This is a genomic window from Rhodococcus erythropolis NBRC 15567 (assembly GCF_001552595.1).
GTDB lineage: Bacteria > Actinomycetota > Actinomycetes > Mycobacteriales > Mycobacteriaceae > Rhodococcus_F > Rhodococcus_F erythropolis.
In genome coordinates, this window is the sequence record NZ_BCRM01000001.1 from 913,975 (window position 1) to 928,673 (window position 14,699).

The following is a 14,699-nucleotide window of genomic DNA, read 5'->3' on the forward strand; positions in this document are numbered from 1 at the left end:
CGCGCTCCGGGTCACGCGATTCCGAAAGGCGCTGCGTATGAAAACTTCCCCGTCTGATCAGCGCGATGTGTGGTGAGCGTTCTGATCTGAAAGTGAGCGCCCCACTCAGCTTCCGGAGACTCCACTCCGACGTCCGTGCTGGTGACGAATCCGAACCGCGGGTAGTACTCGGTGCTGCCCAAGAGTGCGATCAGCGGCACGTCCAGGGCGTCGCACGCGCCGACCACCGCGTGCATCAGTGCCGAACCAACCCCGCTGCGCTGGTTACCCGGGGTGACAGCCAGCGGGCCGAGGCCAACAGCCTCCACGGGACCGACCCATCCGCGTGTCCCGATCACGAAGCCGACGATCTCACCGCCGGCTACGGCGACCAGCGACAACTTCGGTAAGTAGTCGTCCGAGGCGAAGAGTTGGCGTGTCAGTTCGATCTCGTAGGGAGTCTCGCCGGGCGGTGCCTGGTCGGCAAACGCCGCCCCGAGCAGTGAATAGATGGCGTCACGGTCGGAAGAAGTTTCGCGGCGGATGTACATGGCCACGAAACTACCCGGTTCACTTCGGATTGTGCTCTCCGTTTTCGGCCTGACGTGCCACTCGCTTTTCGTAGTCCGCACGCCCGTTCGGATCTACCGATGTCAGTGCGCGGCGATCATCGATCACCCGGCGGCCGATGTTGATGATCCATTCGGGGACCAGTGCGTCGACGAGATCCCAGCCCGCAAGGTAACGGGGAACTGCAGTTTCGGCTCGCCGATGCGCGACCGTGTCGACGACGGCCTTGGCCACTACCTCGGGCTCAACCGTCGGCATTCCCTTTCCGAGAGGCACGCCTGACGAGAGGCCGGTCCGCACCGCGCTGGGCAGGATCGCGCTGACGCTGACCCCGGAATCTGCGAATTCGACACGGGCAGAAGCCGAAAGACCCACTGCGCCGAACTTGCTGGCGTTGTACACAGCCATCCCGGGTACCGGAAGTTTGCCTGCCATCGATGCGATGTTGACGACGTGTCCGCGTCGTCGATCCACCATGCCGGGTAACACGGTGCGCATCCCGTGAATAGGCCCCCAGATGTTGACGTCGAGGGTGACTCGACTGGTGGCGTCGGACTCGTCGAGGAAGCTGCCGAGCGGCATCACTCCCGCGTTGTTGACGAGAATGTCGATGTGGCCGAATTCGCCGATCACCTTGGAGGCGAACACATCCCAGGAATCGCGCGACGTGACGTCCAGCAGGTAACCGCGGGCACGTGGGCCGATGGACCCCGCTGTGTCGACGGCAGTCTCCTCGTCGAGATCGCCGACGCATACGAGTGCACCGCGAGCAGCGAACAACTTGGCTGTCGCCCGGCCGATTCCGCGGCCACCGCCCGAGATGACGACGACCGCTCCGTCGAGATCGATCGGCGGGTAGGTGGTGCCGAAGAGGCTCATGCGGTGTACTCCGGTTCCGGACTGGTGGTGGGCTCGGATGGCGTGGGTTCGGATGGCGTGGGTTCGGATGGCGTGGGTTCGGGGGGCGTGTTGTCTGACTCAGGGTTCGATGTGTGGTTGTAGGCATACGGATCGAAGTCCCGTAGCCGTCGACGCATGGCACCGGACGACCACGGCCAGTTGAAACTGTTGCGGCCGTTGACGTCGAAGAAATAGCTTTCGCAACCACCGGCGTTGTAGACCGTGGTCCCCAATGCCTCCTGAACCTGAGAGTTGAAGGCTGCCTGAACTTCCTCTCGCACGTCGATGGTCTGCCAGCCGTGACGACGGGCGTGGCCGATTGCCTGCGCCACATAGTTCAGTTGGGCTTCCAAGATCATGAATGCCGACGTGTGCCCGGTGCCGAGGCTCGGGCCCAGCAGAATGAACGCGTTGGGGAATCCACTGACGGCGGAGCCGAAGTACGCCTGCGGGCTTCCCTGCCAATGATCGTCGAGTGATCGACCTTCTCCGTCGAATACCTTGGATGCGATGGGCATGTCGAGGATGTGGAAGCCCGTTCCGAAGATGATGGCGTCCACCTCCGCCTCCACTCCGTCGGCGCCGATCATGGTGTTACCGCGGATCTGCTCGACGGCGTTGGCATGGACGCTGACGTTGGGTTTGCCGAGGGCCGGATAGTACGAGTTCGACATGAGCAGTCGCTTGCAACCGAGGGTGTAGTCGGGAGTCAATGCCTTGCGCAGCTTCGGATCGCGTACCTGCAGGCGCAATTGGGCTGACCCGAGTTTCTGCACGATTCGCAGAATCCACGGATTACGGAATCCCAATCCGAGCGCTTCCATGATTCCGTATTCGATGCTGCGCAAGGCTTTCTGTGCTCCCGGCACGAATCGCATGACGGACCTTTCGATCCGCGGTACGTAGTGATCGGGTTTGGGAAGAACCCATTGAGCGGTTCGCTGGTAGAGGTGAAGGGCGGAGACCTGGGAGACGATGCGCGGAACGAACTGGACTGCCGACGCTCCGGTTCCTACGACGGCGACGCGTTTTCCGGTCAGGTCGTAGTCGTGATTCCACTGCGAGGAATGAAACACCTCTCCCTCGAACGCTTCCAGTCCGGGTATCGCCGGTGTCAGGGGTTCGTTCCACGGGCCGGCAGCGGCTATCACGAAGCGAGCAGTCAGTTCGCCGCTGGAAGTTGTTATCTTCCACAGTGATTGCGACGCATCCCATCGCGCGGAGAGCATTTCGACCCCGAAGCGAACGTGTTTGTCGACTCCGTGCGTGCCCGCCGTGGTCTCGATGTATTCGCGGATCTCCGGTTGCTCCGCGAACAAGCGCGTCCAATCCGGATTGGCGGCAAAGGAGTACGAGTACAGACCGGATGGAACGTCGCAGGCGCACCCGGGATAGGTGTTGGCGCGCCAGGTTCCACCGAGGGAGTCGGCCTTCTCGAGGAGTGCGAAGTTGTCGATTCCGAGACGCTGCAGGTGGATAGCCGCGCCGATTCCGGAAATTCCACCGCCGATGATGACGACCTCGAAGTGGTCAGATTCGTTGTTCACTGAGTCTGCGCTTTCACTGGTGGGAACGAGTGGGCTGGAACGGGTGCACATCGAGTTCGCGCTTGACGCTCGCACGTGTTGTACGCAGCGATGATTCGAAGGTGGCGAGCCGTCGGCGGCCGTCCATGAAGTTGGCGCCCATCACGGCAAGGTCGTCGTCGGTGGCATCGATTCGCATGACTCTGGTACCCGCGGAGCGGACCAGTTCGATCTCCTGGTCGAGCCCCTTGGACATGGCATTGCGCAGGGCACCGCGTTCGATACGGGCGGCGCCGCGCGCCGGCCTCAGGGTTCGAGAAGCCATGGGCGCCAGTACAACCAGCTCGTCCAATTGGAGGGGGAGCAGAAGATCTACCGAAGCCGTGGATGCGGCGCCGCCGTCGATGTACCTGACGCCGTCGATCGTCACGGGTGGAAACCAGCCGGGAATCGCCCATGACGCTCGGAGTGCTTCACCGACGGTCACTTTCGGAGCCCCCTGTGCCCCGAATGCGACCCGTCGCCCCGTTCTGTAGTCCATGGATACCATGTACGCGTTCGGATGTGGGAGCCACGAATCGCCCGGAGCAAGTGATTCGGCGAGCGTAGTGAGCCAGGACGGGTCGCCGCCACCAACCGGTGCAATGCCGCTCATCCGGCTCAGAACCGGAAGGTCTCGACGCGTGAGGAGCCGTGGATTGCCGACGCCCAGTCTCGGAAGTGGTGGGATCTTTCCGGGCGCCGACGCGATGTGGGTGAGGAGCTCGGGGCGTGCGGCGGCGTTGCCGAGTTGCATGGCAACCAACTCGTCGACACCGACTCCGCTGCCGAGCATCGTCACGAACTCGGCGCCGGCGGAGGTTCCGATGATGGCTGTGGCTTCCCGTGGATCCCAGTCGAGCGCATCCCGGACCGAGGCGAGCGCGGCAACAGTCCAGGCAAAACCGAGAGTGCCGCCGCAGCCGATGGCCAAGCCGCGTCTCGGTGCGCTGTTTTGGCGCACGGTGGTACCGGTCACATCTGAAGTCATGGTTCGGAGACTATCAGTATCCGAATAACGTTGGTACCCCAAAATTGGTTTCAGTACTCCACTCGACAACCGTTCGCGGTATTCGGCTACCGTGGGAATCTCGATACCGAGGACCACTGGGAGGTTCCGATGGCGCGATTGACCAGGCAGGAAGCGCAGGCGTTGACCCGCGAGACCCTGTTGGCGACGGCCGTCGAGCACTTTCTCGATCGCGGATACGCCGCGGCCTCTCTCGATCAGATCGCCGAGGACGCCGGGTACTCCAAGGGGGCGGTGTACTCGAATTTCAAGAACAAGGATGAATTGTGTGCCGAAGTTCTCGGCCGGATCAGGCTGACCAAGGTCGGTGAGATCACTGCGCAACTCGGGGCGAAATCGACCCTCGGCGATGCGGTGGCTGAATTCGCGCGGTGGGCCGAGCGAACAATCGGGGACCAGAGGTGGACGCTGCTCGAGGTCGAGTTCTCGGTGAGATCGCGGCACAGCGAGGACATTCGGGAGAAGATCGCGGCGGGTGCAGACCAGGTGCGGGGACTGATCGCCGGATTGGTCCAACACCTCACGGAATCCAACGGGGTGACGCCGACGCTGGATCCGGACGCAGCCGCGCTGCGAATGCTCAGCGTCGGAATCGGTTTGGGGCTACAGCGCGCAATCAGCCCAGAGCTTCCCGTCGATCCGCTGGTGGATACGGTGCGGGAGATTCTGTCGGGCGGCTGAGGAGTGCGCGGAGCATGCCGCCGATCTCGGCGACCGCTGCACGGGATCCGGCACTGGGCCCCAGAATGTTGACGAAGCCGTGGATGAAGCCGGGATAGCGTCTATCCGTGACGTGAACACCGTTGTCTCGCAATCGTGCTGCGTACGCTTCGCCTTCGTCTCGGAGTGGATCGAATCCCGCCGTGATCACGATGGCTGGTGGCAGTCCGGCCACGTCGGGGGCGCGTAGCGGCGACACCAACGGGTCGAGTCGATCGGCATCCTTGCCGAGGAAGCTGGACTCGTAGAAGTTCATATTGGCCTCGGTCAGGAAGAAGCCTTCACCGAACGTCGTTCTCGAGGGAGCCTTCTCGTGAAAGTCGGTCGCGGGGTAGATCAACAGTTGTGCTGCCGGTGGGGTCTTGCCGTCGTCGCGGGCACGCAACGCCACCGTCGCGGACAGGTGCCCGCCCGCACTGTCTCCTCCGACAGCGATGCGCGTCGGGTCTGCCCCGAACTCTTCGGCGCGGTCGACAATATCCTGGTACGCGGCATAGGCGTCGTCTACCGGTGTGGGGAAAGCGAATTCGGGTGAAAGCCGGTAGTCGACCGAGATGACCCGTGCGCCGGAGGTCTCGGCCAACAGGCGACACGGAGCGTCGTGGGATTCGATGCCGCCCTGTACCCAGCCGCCGCCGTGGAAGTAGACGAGCAGAGCGCCGGTGTCGGCAGTCGGAACGTAGAGCCGGGCGCGGAGCGGGCCGTCGGCACCCGAAACGGAGATCTCTTCGGTGCGGACCTGCGCGGGCCTTCCACCCATCATGATCGCGGTTCGGGTGAGATTGGCGCGAGCAGCGGCGAGTGACTGGGGGTCGGTGGAATGCGAGGGGAGTGGCCGCGTCTTCGCGAGCGTGAGCAGCAGGTGTGCGTCGGCGTCGAGCGTGTTGCCCTCGATGACGACGGGTGGCCCGGTGATTCGACGTTTCACCGCGCTGGGCAGCGCGAATGCGGCTGCTACCAAGGACGCTTCGGCGCGATCTCGAATGCTGCGGCTGCTGGCCTGCTTCACGGATTCCGACACGTGGCGCACACTACCAAGCATGACTACTGCGGCACTGTCGATCACGCAGATCGAGAACACACATCTGGTTCGGTGCGGTCACGCCAATTGGGTCCTGGTCGAAGAGGGGGCCGATCTGACGTTGATCGACGGCGGATACCCGGCCAACGGCGCCGACGTCGAACGCTCGATCGAGCAGATCGGTCACCAGCTCGGGGATGTTCGGGCAATCCTCGTCACTCACGCGCATGTCGATCACATCGGTGGAATCGCGGACATCGTGACTCGGCTCGAGGTTCCGGTCCTGATGGATCCGTTGGAAGTGCCCCACGCGAAGCGGGAGTACCTGCAGCAGTTGTCGCCGGCCAAAGTTCCGTTGCTGTTGTGGCGGCGAGGCGCTCCGAAGTGGCTACGCGACGTGATCGGAGCAGGCGCGTTGAAAGGCGCGGAACTGCCTCGAGCACAGGCCTTTGCGCCAGATGGTGCGCTGGACGTTCCCGGTCGGATCGTGCCGATTCCTACCCACGGGCATACCGACGGCCACAGCGCTTACCTTGTTCCCGACGCAGGAGTCATCGCGTCGGGTGACGCTCTGGTGACCGGGCACGCGACCTCGAGTGTCGCCGGACCACAATTTCTGGTGTGCCCCTTCAACCATGACCGTGGAGCGACGGACCAGGCGTTGGACAATATCGCCGCTGCGCCCGCCGGCGCGCTGTTTCCCGGACACGGGCCGGTCTACGAAGGCAGCTTGGCTGCCGCAGTCGAACAGGCCCGAGCGGGCCGGACAAGGATGCGTCCATGAGTACTGTCGAAGCGGTCGACGAAGGCGCGGTGCACGGTTTCCTGCACCGCCCCGAGTCAGTGCCCGTCGCAACCCTGGCATTGACCCACGGCGCCGGAAGTAATTGCGACACTGTGCTGTTGCGTGCTGTCGCCGACGGCTTTGCTGCAGCAGGAGTGCAAGTTCTGCGCTTCGATCTCGCGTTTCGGGTGCGTCGAGCTTCGGGGCCGCCGCATCCGTCGCGTGCTGCGGAGGATCGTGCGGGCATTGCCGAGGTGATTGCCGCTGTTCGCTCGGACTACTCGGTGCCCGGACCCGTTCTGCTCGGCGGACATTCGTACGGCGGTCGGCAGGCGTCGATGATGGCAGCGGAGAACCCGGGACTTGTCGACGGCCTGGTCCTGCTGTCCTATCCACTGCATCCACCGAAGAAGCCCGAGAAGCTCAGAACCGAACACCTGCCCGACCTGAACACACCGACCGTTGTCGTCCACGGATCGAAGGACGAGTTCGCGACGACGGAGGAGATACAGGCAGCACTCGACCTGGTTCCCGCCGCGACACGTCTGGTGGAGTTCGAAGGAGCGCGACACGACTTGTCCGTGGTGAAGTTTCCGGTGGTGGAGGCGACAGTCGCGGCCGCATCGGCTTTGTTCGTGTTCTGAACGCCGAGCGGGCAGTTGCCCGTGTCGGTGGTTCCTGGTGAGATCGGATCATGAGTGCCCAGCCGTATCAGCCCAGTGCCCTGTCCGACGTCACGGTGAGCGTCGACGGGGACGACACAGTCGTCAGCTTCCCTCGGGTGCTGCCGTATCCCGTCGAGAAGGTGTGGGAGGCGATCACCGACCCGGAGATGTTGGCGCAATGGACGCCGTACACCGCCGATCGGAATCTGAGCCGTACCGGTGACGCCGTGATCACCATGCTCACCGAGGACGGAGCCCCCGAAATGTCGCTGCCGGTCAATGTTCACGTTGTGGAGACCACTCGGCGGCTCGAACACGAGTGGGGCCCGGACGAATTGGTGTGGGACTTGACCTCGGTCGAGGGCGGCACCCGCGTCGTACTTACGCAGAGGTCGCGCGCCGAGGGGATGGCGTCGGCACTCGCTGCCGGGTGGCATTTGTGCTTCGACGTACTCGATGCCCTTCTGGCAGGCGAGCCCTTCGGACCGATCGTGGGCGAACGGGCGCGCGAGTACGGTTGGGACGCACTCAACTCCGGTTACGCGCGACAGTTGGGCATCGACGAATCTCAGGTTTGGTAGCTGCTCAGAGTTTTCGACTGGCAGGCTTTCTGGTGGAGGCTCGCACGATCAGTTCGACGGGAAGTTTCACGGATTCGACGTTCTTGCCGGAGATCAGTGCGAGTAGGTGCTCGAGCCCGGTCGCGCCGATCTTTCGGGCGGGAGACCTCACCGTTGTCAGGGGCACCGGCAGTTGCGAGACAACCGGGATGTCGTTGTAGCCGACCAGCGCAAGATCGTCGGGAATGCTCAACCCGAGATCACGGGCCACACCGAGTACTCCGATCGCGATGGTGTCGCTCACCGTGAAGACGGCGTCGGGGCGTGAATCTCCACCGAGCAATGTCGCCGCCGCATCGACACCCCCTTGAACTTCGAACTCGGACGCCACTATTCGGTTCGGCGGCAGTTCCAGACCGGCTTCGGTCAGGGCATCGCGGAAACCCGCGACGCGTTCCCGCGACGTGCTGGCGTGATCCGGCCCCGCGATCACTCCGAGATCGCGATAGCCGCAGTCCAGTAGATGCTTCCCCGCGAGGTAGCCGCCGAGTCGGTCGTCGCCGCTGACAAAGGGAAGACCTCGGTTCGGAGACGACGTCGCCGAGTCGATGTGCCGGTTCAGCAGCAGGATCGGGAGTGAGCGCAGGGGGAGCAAGTCGACGAAATCGGTACCCGGCAGGTGGATGCTGCTCAGCATGAGACCGTCGACCTGTCGGCTGACCAGGAACTCGACCGCTTTGCGCTGCGCGTCCAGATCGTCGGGTGGGCTGGAGAGCAGGACGGAGTACCCGGCTGCGGTGGCGGCTTCCTCGATGCCTTGGAACATCGTGGCCACCACGACGTCCGTCAGCCTCGGCATCACGACGCCGATGGTGGTGGTCTTGCGGGTACGCAGGCTGGCCGCCCACAGGTTCGGTTGGTAACCGAGTTCCTCGGCAACCTGACGAACTCGGAGTGCGGAGTCGGACCAACCGTCGGCGGGCTCGGGCTGACGGAGGACCCGCGACGCCGTCGAGATGTGGACCCCGGCCTGGTCGGCGATTTCGCGCAGCGTTGGCGGACGGCCGTTGCTGCGGTTCGACGGATCGGGCGTCATCTGCGTCGGGGCTCCTGGTGTGCGTCGGTTCTGAGCTGGTTCTGAGTCGGTTGGCCGTCCGGGGATTGACGGGTGTGCAACCGGGCTCTACTCTAGGCGATGCAAACGATTGCGCAATCGTTCTCGCAATGGATTGCGCCCGAGAACACTGGAGGCCCCGTGACCACGCCGCAGTCCCTGTCCGAGCTTTTTGCCATCGACACCCTGCTGGACGCCGAGGAGATCGCGATCCGCGACACGGTCCGCAAGATGGTCGACGATCGCATTCGCCCGCACATAGGTGAATGGTTCGAAGCGGCAGCACTGCCGGCGCGTGAGCTGGCCAAGGAACTGGGCGCGCTCGGCGTTCTGGGCATGCATCTCGAGGGCTACGGCTGTGCCGGAATGAGTGCCACGGCGTACGGGTTGGCCTGCCAGGAACTCGAAGCTGTCGATTCGGGCATTCGCAGCCTCGTCTCGGTCCAGGGCTCGCTCGCCATGTTCGCGATCCACCACAACGGAAGTGAAGAGCAGAAGGAAGAATGGCTCCCGCGGATGGCGGCGGGTGAAGCCATCGGTTGTTTCGGCCTCACGGAACCCGATTTCGGATCCAACCCCGGCGGTATGCGAACCAACGCCAAGCGCGACGGCGACGACTGGGTCCTCAACGGAACCAAGATGTGGATCACCAACGGCTCCATCGCGGACGTCGCCGTGGTCTGGGCGCGAACGGACGACGGCGTGCGCGGATTTGTCGTTCCCGCCGACACTCCGGGATTCTCCGCCCCCGAGATCAAGAACAAGATGTCGCTGCGTGCGTCGGTCACCTCGGAACTGGTGCTCGAGGACGTGCGTCTTCCTGCCTCGGCGATGCTGCCCAAGGCACGCGGACTTTCCGGCCCGCTCGGCTGCCTCAACGAGGCACGCTTCGGCATCATCTTCGGCGCGATGGGCGCCGCACGTGACTGCCTCGAGACCGCGATTTCCTACGCGCGTGATCGCAAGGTCTTCGACAAGTCGCTCGCCGCGTACCAGATCACCCAGGCCAAGATCGCCGACATGGCAGTCGAATTGGGCAAGGGGCAGTTGCTCGCCATCCACCTCGGACGCCTCAAGGACGCCGGGACGGTTCGCCCCGAGCAGGTCAGTACCGGCAAGCTCAACAATGTCCGCGAGGCCATCAAGATCGCCCGTGAATGCCGCACCATTTTGGGCGCCAACGGCATTACGCTCGAGTACCCCGTGATTCGGCACGCCAACAACCTCGAATCCGTTCTCACCTACGAGGGCACCTCCGAGGTTCACCAGCTCGTGATCGGTCGCGCTCTCACCGGTGAAGAAGCGTTCCGGTGACGGTCGACGCTGTCGGAGCACTCGACGGGCTGGTGATCGCTGATTTCGGTCGCGTCCTCGCCGGCCCGTACGCCACGATGATTCTCGCCGACCTCGGCGCGGAGGTAGTCAAGATCGAACGTCCGGGTGTCGGCGACGACACTCGTAGTTGGGGTCCGCCATGGGTCGGGGACGAGTCGAGTTACTTCCTGTCGGTGAACCGCAACAAGAAGTCGGTCACTCTGGATCTGCGCGAGCAGGAGGATCTGGAGAGTGCGCGTGAGTTGGTTCGCGGCGCGGATGTAGTGGTTCAGAACTTCCTGCCGGGAACGATGGACCGGCTGGGATTGGGTTACGACTCTGTGCGAGAAATGAATCCGCGTGCGGTTTACTGCTCGATCAGCGGCTTCGGTGGCAACAACTCTTTGCCGGGATACGACCTGTTGATCCAGGCGGTGGGCGGATTGATGAGTATCACCGGCCCCGATTCCAAGACTCCCACCAAGGTCGGCGTCGCGGTGGTCGACGTCATCACGGGCCTACACGCCAGCGTGGGAATCCTTGCAGCGCTGCGCCATCGCGATCGAACGGGCGAAGGACAGCACGTCGAGGTCAATCTGTTGTCCTCGTTGCTCTCCGCGCTCGCCAACCAGTCGTCCGGCTATGTTGCCGCGGGCGTGGTGCCTCAGGCAATGGGCAATCGGCATCCGAGCATCGCACCATATGAGGTATTCGACACCGCGGACCGTCCGCTGGTCCTCGCTGTCGGCAATGACCGGCAATTCGGTTCGTTGACAGAGGTTCTCGGAGTTCCCGAACTTGCCGCGGATGTGCGGTTCATCTCGAACCGGGATCGGGTCGCGCATCGAGAAGAGTTGTTCGATGCCGTCACTGCTGCGTTGGCCAAGGGCACTGCAGACTCGTGGTTCGAGGCGCTGACCGAGCGAGGTGTCCCGTGTGGACCTCTCAACGACATCGCCGACGCGATAGCGCTGGCGGAGCGACTGAATCTCGATCCGGTGGTGTCCATCGACGACCCGCGTCGCGATGCACCGACCCGGCAGGTAGCCAATCCGATTCGGATGAGCGGCACGCCGGCAACCTATCGGTCGGCCCCGCCGCGGTTGGGGGAGGACAGCGTTCCCACTCCGTCGGGAGTCAGTTGACCCAAGCGAATCGGCCACCGGAATACCGGTGGCCGATCTGCGTGTGTGGGTGACTCAGCTGACCTTCAGGACCAGCTTTCCGGTGTTCGCACCGGCGAAGAGAAGGTTGAGGCTGTCGCCGAACGCGTCGATACCCCCGTCGACGACGTGCTCGCGGGCAGTCAATTCGCCACTCTTGATCCACTTTCCGATCTGCTCCTGCGCTTCTGCGTAGCGATCGAGGTAGTCGAAGACCACGAAGCCGGCCATCGTGGCCCGATTGACGAGAAGGGACAGGTAGTGCGCGGGGCCTGGCTGAGGCTCGGTGGCGTTGTAACCCGCGATGGCGCCGCAGATGACCACCCGAGCGCCCAGGCGCAAACGGGAGAGAGCAGCGTCGAGAATTTCTCCGCCGACGTTGTCGAAGTACACGTCGATACCGTCGGGAGCGTTGGACTTGAGCGCCTTGTAGACGGATTCGTTCTTGTAGTCGATGGCGACATCGAAGCCGAGGTCCTCGGTGAGCCACGCGCACTTCTCCGGACCGCCGGCGATGCCGATGACCTTGCATCCGTGGAGCTTTGCGATCTGACCGACCAGGCTGCCGACCGCGCCCGCGGCACCGGATACGACGACGGTGTCACCGTCTTTCAGCTTTCCGACGTCGAGCAGTCCGAAATATGCGGTGACGCCGGGGAATCCGAGAGCTCCGAGCCAGGTCGGTAGGGGAGCGATCGATTCGTCGACCCGGGTCACATCTGTTCCGTCGGACACGCCGTACTCGGAAGCGCCGAACGATCCCGCCACGATGTCCCCGACCTGGTAATCGGGGTGTTGGGATTCGGTGATGCGTCCGACGCCGTGGGCGCGCATGACGGAACCGAGCTTGACCGGCGGAACGTACGACTTGACGTCGTTGAGCCAACCGCGCATCGCGGGGTCGAGGGAGAGGTATTCGACCTTGACGACAAACTCACCCGGCCCGGCGGACGGGATCTCGGCGTCGACATATTCCCAGGTGGAAGCGTCGGGAAGTCCTGTCGGGCGGGCGGCGAGGCGTACTTGGCGGTTGGTCATCTCTCCCCTTCGGCGAAACGAATTGAACTTGAGGCCGGATTCAATATAGGTGATGGATCACGAACTGGGAAGAGTTGGATGAACCGATTGACGACTATGTATGTTCGATCGATGAGCAATGTCGTCGAAGACGCGCCTGGTTGGTTCACTCGGGCGCTGGAAGCGCCGGTCGAGACGGGGTCGGTGGAGGTCGAGGGCGCTTCGGTGCACTTTCGGGCTTGGGGGTCGGCGGGGCCGGGAATTGTGCTGATCCACGGCGGCGCAGCCCACAGTCGCTGGTGGGATCACATCGCGCCGCAGTTCGCCGAGGGGCGCCGCGTCGTCGCTCTCGACTTGACGGGCCACGGCGACAGTGACACTCGCGATGCCTACGCGATATCCCAGTGGGCTCGCGAGGTGCTGGCGGCGGCCGAGGCCGGGGGAATCGACGGCAAGCCGATTCTGGTGGGGCACAGTATGGGTGGGATTGTTTCCTTCGTGGCCTCGCATCTGCACGGCGAACTGTTGGACGGCGTTGTCATCATCGATTCGCCACTCAAGGCGCGGACGCCCGAAGAGGAGGCAGCTCGACGCCAGAATGCGTTCGGCCCCAAGAAGGTTTACCCCACCAGGGAAGACGCGATGGGTCGGTTCCGCTTCGTTCCGCCCCAGGATTCGGGACTGCCTGCGGTGCGTGACCATGTGGCAGCCACGTCCATGGAGGAAGTCGATGGCGGTTGGTCATGGAAATTCGATCCGAACTTCTTTCTCCGAGTTGGCGCCGAAGATGTTCTCGACAGTGAACCGCGTTGCCGCGTAGCCTATTTCCGAGCTGAGAACGGTATCGTGTCCGATCGACTCATGGAGCACATGCGCGGACTGTTCGGACCGGAGGCCATCGTGGCGGAGATTCCCGAAGCCGGCCATCACGTCATGATCGATCAGCCGTTGCAACTCGTGACCGGGGTGCGAACTGTGTTGAGTGCGTGGGCAGTCGCAAGTCAAGTGCCGGTAAATGAAGCGGCAGGTAACATCGAGGAAAGGGTAGAAGCATGAGCACGGAATTGACGCTCGAACCGAAAGTTGAAGCTGCACTGCAGTTGTGGCACACCATGATCGAAACCGGTGACCTGTCGGCACTACCGACCATTGTCGCGCCCGACGCGCAGTTCCGATCGCCCACCGGATTCAAGCCGTACCAGTCCGCGGATGCCGTTGTGCTCATTCTCAATACGGTGATCCAGGTGTTCGAGAATTTCGAGTACCACCGTCAGTTCGCCGGAGCCAACGGTCGGCAGGTCGTTCTCGAATTCAGTGCGAACATCGGAGACAAGAGCCTCAAGGGAATCGACATGGTCGAATTCGACGAGGACGGCAAGATCGTCGATTTCGAGGTCATGGTGCGTCCGGCCAGCGGGCTCGCCGCATTGGCTGCCGAGATGGGCCGCAGGCTCGGGCAGACGCTACCGACCTACAAGGCCTGACCTGAGTCCGGGCGCGGGCCCAGTCTGCCTGCTCAGCTGGTGCGGAATCCACCGTTGGAGTGAAGGAGTTGTCCTGTTATCCAGCCTCCGGCGTCGGACATCAGAAATCGAACGAGGTCTGCAGTGTCGCCGGGAGTACCCAGCCGGCCGGCAGGGGTCTGGAGGGTTGCGGCCTGTCTGATCTCCGGTGTCATCCACCCTGTGTCGATCGGTCCTGGGTTGATGACGTTTGCCCTCACGCCGCGTGATCCAAGTTCGAGTGCGGCGGCGATGACGATGCGGTCGAGAGCGCCCTTGCTGGCCCCGTACGGAAGATTGTGGGCCGCATGGTCGCTGGTGAGTGCGATGATCCGCCCAGTCACCTGACTGACGTCGCGCTGCTCCGGAAGGCGTTCAGCGAACGCTTTGATCAGCAGCCAAGAGGCGCGGGCGTTGACGGCGAAATGTCGTTCCCAGCTCTCGACGGTGGTATCGAGGATCGAGCTGTCGACGCTTTCGCAATGCGAGAGCACCAGCCCACGAAGGTCATTCCGCGATGCGGCAGCGTCAACGAGCTGTGCGGCCGCATCCGGCGAGGCCAGATCTCCGGGAACCAGGTCGACACGGCTCCCGAGTGCGCGACACTTCTCGGCAACGTCCTGCGGATCGTGCGCTCCGCGGACGAACCCGACGCGTTCGTCATAAGGCGCCCAGTAGCCGATCGTCAGATCCCAACCATCCTCGGCGAGACCCAATGCGAGGGCTGCTCCGATCGACTTGCTCCGGCCGACGCCGGTGATCAACACGGTCCCGCGCCTGTCAGACACTGCTCGC

The 14,699-nt window shown here is 63.4% G+C and carries 16 protein-coding genes; 8 read left to right on the forward strand and 8 right to left on the reverse strand.

Going from position 1 to position 14,699, the window contains the following annotated elements; genetic code table 11:
* Positions 1-11 precede the first annotated feature (11 nt).
* From RE4_RS04440 to RE4_RS04455, 4 genes are read right to left on the reverse strand one after another with little or no spacing between them, the layout of a single operon-like run.
* Entirely contained in the window at positions 12-530 is a 519-nt protein-coding gene (locus RE4_RS04440; protein WP_020908958.1) for a GNAT family N-acetyltransferase, read from the reverse strand.
* 19 nt (positions 531-549) lie between these two features.
* A complete protein-coding gene (locus RE4_RS04445; RefSeq protein ID WP_060938072.1) occupies positions 550-1,428 on the reverse strand; it encodes an SDR family oxidoreductase in 879 nt (292 codons plus the stop codon).
* Positions 1,425-2,996, reverse strand: a complete 1,572-nt coding sequence (locus RE4_RS04450) for a flavin-containing monooxygenase (RefSeq protein WP_060938073.1) — start codon at positions 2,994-2,996, stop codon at positions 1,425-1,427. The genes RE4_RS04445 and RE4_RS04450 overlap by 4 nt, the downstream gene beginning before the upstream one ends.
* Before the next feature lie 13 nt (positions 2,997-3,009).
* Positions 3,010-4,005, reverse strand: coding sequence for a patatin-like phospholipase family protein (locus RE4_RS04455; protein WP_060938074.1), 996 nt, complete (start codon positions 4,003-4,005; stop codon positions 3,010-3,012).
* A 129-nt stretch (positions 4,006-4,134) separates the two neighbouring features.
* Here RE4_RS04455 and RE4_RS04460 point away from each other — a divergent pair, with 129 nt between their 5' ends.
* Positions 4,135-4,725, forward strand: a complete 591-nt coding sequence (locus tag RE4_RS04460) for a TetR/AcrR family transcriptional regulator (protein WP_060938075.1) — start codon at positions 4,135-4,137, stop codon at positions 4,723-4,725.
* Here RE4_RS04460 and RE4_RS04465 read toward each other — a convergent pair.
* Positions 4,661-5,785, reverse strand: a complete 1,125-nt coding sequence (locus tag RE4_RS04465; RefSeq protein WP_238076565.1) for an alpha/beta hydrolase — start codon at positions 5,783-5,785, stop codon at positions 4,661-4,663. The two genes, RE4_RS04460 and RE4_RS04465, sit on opposite strands and share 65 nt — an antisense overlap.
* Before the next feature lie 19 nt (positions 5,786-5,804).
* On the opposite strand from RE4_RS04465, the gene RE4_RS04470 reads away from it, so the two are divergent.
* Genes RE4_RS04470 through RE4_RS04480 form a run of 3 tightly spaced genes read left to right on the forward strand, consistent with a single transcriptional unit; the run spans position 5,805 to position 7,815 of the window.
* Entirely contained in the window at positions 5,805-6,569 is a 765-nt protein-coding gene (locus RE4_RS04470) for an MBL fold metallo-hydrolase (RefSeq protein WP_060938076.1), read from the forward strand.
* Positions 6,566-7,213 carry an alpha/beta hydrolase family protein gene (locus RE4_RS04475; RefSeq protein WP_060938077.1) on the forward strand — a complete coding sequence of 216 codons (648 nt, stop codon included), beginning with the start codon at positions 6,566-6,568 and terminating at the stop codon, positions 7,211-7,213. The genes RE4_RS04470 and RE4_RS04475 overlap by 4 nt, the downstream gene beginning before the upstream one ends.
* 50 nt (positions 7,214-7,263) lie before the next feature.
* Positions 7,264-7,815: an SRPBCC family protein gene (locus RE4_RS04480; protein WP_020908952.1), complete on the forward strand. Its 552-nt coding sequence runs from the start codon at positions 7,264-7,266 to the stop codon at positions 7,813-7,815.
* A 4-nt stretch (positions 7,816-7,819) separates the two neighbouring features.
* Here RE4_RS04480 and RE4_RS04485 read toward each other — a convergent pair whose 3' ends face one another.
* Positions 7,820-8,890: a LacI family DNA-binding transcriptional regulator gene (locus tag RE4_RS04485; RefSeq protein ID WP_060938078.1), complete on the reverse strand. Its 1,071-nt coding sequence runs from the start codon at positions 8,888-8,890 to the stop codon at positions 7,820-7,822.
* 159 nt (positions 8,891-9,049) lie between these two features.
* Here RE4_RS04485 and RE4_RS04490 point away from each other — a divergent pair, with 159 nt between their 5' ends.
* Entirely contained in the window at positions 9,050-10,222 is a 1,173-nt protein-coding gene (locus RE4_RS04490) for an acyl-CoA dehydrogenase family protein (protein ID WP_020908950.1), read from the forward strand.
* Positions 10,219-11,367, forward strand: a complete 1,149-nt coding sequence (locus tag RE4_RS04495; protein ID WP_020908949.1) for a CaiB/BaiF CoA transferase family protein — start codon at positions 10,219-10,221, stop codon at positions 11,365-11,367. The genes RE4_RS04490 and RE4_RS04495 overlap by 4 nt, the downstream gene beginning before the upstream one ends.
* A 54-nt stretch (positions 11,368-11,421) precedes the next feature.
* Here the strand turns inward: RE4_RS04495 and RE4_RS04500 are convergent, their stop codons facing one another.
* Complete coding sequence (locus RE4_RS04500; protein WP_003939765.1) at positions 11,422-12,423, reverse strand: NADP-dependent oxidoreductase; 1,002 nt, start codon at positions 12,421-12,423, stop codon at positions 11,422-11,424.
* 111 nt (positions 12,424-12,534) lie between these two features.
* Between RE4_RS04500 and RE4_RS04505 the strand changes: the two genes are divergently transcribed.
* Positions 12,535-13,458 carry an alpha/beta fold hydrolase gene (locus RE4_RS04505; RefSeq protein ID WP_060938079.1) on the forward strand — a complete coding sequence of 308 codons (924 nt, stop codon included), beginning with the start codon at positions 12,535-12,537 and terminating at the stop codon, positions 13,456-13,458.
* Positions 13,455-13,886, forward strand: coding sequence for a nuclear transport factor 2 family protein (locus RE4_RS04510; RefSeq protein WP_046379194.1), 432 nt, complete (start codon positions 13,455-13,457; stop codon positions 13,884-13,886). The genes RE4_RS04505 and RE4_RS04510 overlap by 4 nt, the downstream gene beginning before the upstream one ends.
* Positions 13,887-13,918: 32 nt before the next feature.
* On the opposite strand, the gene RE4_RS04515 is transcribed toward RE4_RS04510, so the two are convergent.
* A complete protein-coding gene (locus tag RE4_RS04515) occupies positions 13,919-14,692 on the reverse strand; it encodes an SDR family oxidoreductase (protein WP_021332096.1) in 774 nt (257 codons plus the stop codon).
* Positions 14,693-14,699: the final 7 nt, after the last annotated feature.